The organism is Streptomyces prasinopilosus (genome assembly GCF_001419695.1).
In the GTDB taxonomy this organism is placed as follows: Bacteria; Actinomycetota; Actinomycetes; order Streptomycetales; family Streptomycetaceae; genus Streptomyces; species Streptomyces prasinopilosus.
The window spans coordinates 1-3,028 of sequence record NZ_LIRG01000188.1; the positions used below are offsets into that span (position 1 = coordinate 1).

The following is a 3,028-nucleotide window of genomic DNA, read 5'->3' on the forward strand; positions in this document are numbered from 1 at the left end:
CGGCCTCGGCGGCCCCGGCGGCCCGGAGCAGCACCTCGCGGGCGTACCGGTGCAGGCGCAGCAGCAGGCGGACCTGGTGCCAGGGGGCGTCCTGCGGATGCGGAGCCGGGTCCGGGGACAGCCCGTGGACCAGCGCCTCCGCGTTGTACGGGCTGCCCGCGGTGAGCAGGGGCAGCGCCGCGACGGCGTCCACGAGCCGTTCCCGCGCGGCCTCGGCCAGCGGGCGCAGGTCGGTGGCCGGGGCGGCCGGGGCCAGCGGGACCTCGCTGGCCAGCACGGCGACCTTGTCGGCGACGGCGTGGAACCGGGAGGAGCCGAGCGCCTGGAGCGCCGTGGAGTGCGCCCGGGTCCGGGCCAGGGTGAGCTGCCGGTCCAGCAGGGCGCCGGCCTTGGCGGCGCCCACGGTGAGGCTGCCGCGCTCGGGGGCGGCGGTGGTGGTTCCGGCGGCGGAGGACGCGGAGGGGGAGCCGCCCCGGGCGGCGACCGCGGCCGGGGCGGAGGACCGGGCCGCCGCGCCGGACCTGCCGGGGCCGCCGGACGCACCCGCCCCGGCCGGTCCCCGGGCCGGGAGCGCCCCCGTGCCGGACAGCCGGTGCAGTGCCTGGAGCAGCCGCTCCAGACGTGCCGAGCAGGCGTGTTCCAGCGCCAGGGTGCCGGAGACCCAGGCCAGCTCCGGGCGCATCGCCTCGGACCAGCCGGGATCCAGGACCGCCTGGAAGGTGTGCAGGCTGCCGCTGATCCGGCGGGCCGCCCGGCGCAGCGCGAGCGCCGCCTCGACGGAACCCTCCGAGGCCGCCGCGCCCGCCCCCGCCTCCCGGTGGAGGCGCAGCGCGCGCAGGAACTCGGTGGCCTGGGCCCGCAGATAACCCGCCAGGGCCTCCGCGGGCACCGGACCGGCCGGACCGCCTGCCGGACCGCCCGCCGGGCCGATCACCGGGCCGCCCGCCGGACCGGTGGCCGGTCCGGTCTTCGGGCCGGGGCCCGGACCCGGCCCCGAGCCGGTCCTCGGGCCCGTCGGGTCAAGGTGTCGCTGTGCCACGCCGGCGCCTCCGGGCGTCTATGAGCATCTCCTGGATGTGTCGCAGCGGCCGGCCCTCCGCGTCCGTCGCGTGCCGCGTCCACTCGCCGTCCGGGCCGAGGTGCCAGGACGTGACGGTGTCGGACATACCGGACTCCAGCAGCCGGTTCAGGGACGCCCGGTGTGCGGGGTCGGTCACCCGGACCAGTGCCTCGATGCGGCGGTCCAGGTTGCGGTGCATCATGTCCGCGCTGCCGAACCACACCTCGGGCTCGCCGCCGTTGCCGAAGGAGAAGATGCGGGAGTGCTCGAGGAAGCGGCCGAGGACGGAACGGACCCGGATGTTCTCCGACAGCCCCTCCACGCCCGGCCGGATCGCGCAGATGCCCCGCACCCACACGTCCACCGGCACCCCCGCCCGCGAGGCCCGGTACAGGGCGTCGATGATCGCCTCGTCCACCATCGAGTTGACCTTGATGCGGACGTACGCGGGGCGTCCGGCGCGGTGGTGCTGGGCCTCCTTGTCGATCCGGGAGACCAGTCCGTCGCGCAGGGACTTGGGGGCGACCAGCAGGCGCCGGTACGTCTCGCGGCGCGAGTAGCCGGAGAGGCGGTTGAACAGGTCCGAGAGGTCCGCGCCGACCTGCGGGTCGGCGGTGAGCAGGCCGAGGTCCTCGTAGAGCCGGGCCGTCTTCGGGTGGTAGTTGCCGGTGCCGACGTGGCTGTACCGCCGGAGCGTCTCGCCCTCCTGGCGGACCACCAGGGACAGCTTGCAGTGGGTCTTCAGGCCGACCAGGCCGTAGACGACGTGGCAGCCGGACTCCTCCAGCTTGCGCGCCCACTTGATGTTGGCGGACTCGTCGAAGCGGGCCTTGATCTCGACCAGGACGAGGACCTGCTTGCCCGCCTCGGCCGCGTCGATGAGCGCGTCGACGATCGGGGAGTCGCCGGACGTCCGGTACAGGGTCTGCTTGATCGCGAGGACGTCCGGGTCGGCCGCGGCCTGCTCCAGGAAGGCCTGCACGGACGTGGAGAACGAGTCGTAGGGGTGGTGCAGCAGGACGTCCCGGCTGCGCAGCGCGGCGAAGACGTCCGGCGGGGAGGCCGATTCGACCTCGGCGAGGTCGCGGTGCGTGCCGGCGATGAACGACCGGTACTTCAGCTCCGGCCGGTCGAGCCCGTGGATCCGGAACAGGCCGGTGAGGTCGAGCGGCCCCGGCAGGGGGTACACCTCGGCCTCACTGATCTTCAGTTCGCGCACCAGGAGGTCCAGGACGTCGCGGTCGATGGACTCCTCGACCTCCAGGCGCACCGGCGGGCCGAAGCGGCGCCGCATGAGTTCCTTCTCCAGGGCCATGAGGAGGTTCTCGGTGTCGTCCTCCTCGACCTCCAGGTCCTCGTTGCGGGTGAGCCGGAAGGCGTGGTGCTGGAGCACCTCCATGCCCGGGAACAGCTCCTCCAGGTGGGCGGCGATGACGTCCTCGACGGGGACGTAACGGCCGGGGGAGCTCTCCAGGAAGCGGGACAGCAGCGGCGGCACCTTGACCCGGGCGAAGTGCCGGTGACCGGTGACCGGGTTGCGCACGATCACGGCCAGGTTCAGCGACAGTCCCGATATGTACGGGAAGGGGTGCGCCGGGTCGACCGCCAGGGGGGTCAGCACGGGGAAGATCTGGTGCCGGAAGAGGGTGAACAGGCGGGCCTGCTCCTTCTCCGTCAGCTCGCTCCAGCGGACCAGGTTGATGCCCGCGTCCGCCAGCCCGGGCAGGACGTCCTCGTGGAAGCAGGCGGCGTGCCGCGCCATCAGCTCGCGCGAACGGGACCAGATCATCTCCAGCACCTCGCGCGGCTGGAGGCCGGAGGCGGAGCGGGTGGCGACGCCGGTGGCGATGCGGCGCTTGAGGCCGGCCACCCGGACCATGAAGAACTCGTCCAGGTTGCTGGCGAAGATCGCCAGGAAGTTGGCCCGCTCGAGGAGGGGGGTGCTCGGGTCCTCGGCGAGTTCCAGGA

2 protein-coding genes are annotated in these 3,028 nt (G+C 74.0%); both read right to left on the reverse strand.

Annotated elements, in window-relative coordinates; all coding sequences use genetic code 11:
- Positions 1-889: CHAD domain-containing protein (locus AOK18_RS09540; RefSeq protein WP_206281516.1), on the reverse strand; the 889-nt coding region annotated here is incomplete at its 3' end.
- A gap of 130 nt (positions 890-1,019) precedes the next feature.
- The coding region (locus tag AOK18_RS09545) for an RNA degradosome polyphosphate kinase (protein WP_055694022.1) at positions 1,020-3,028 on the reverse strand (2,009 nt) is incomplete at its 5' end.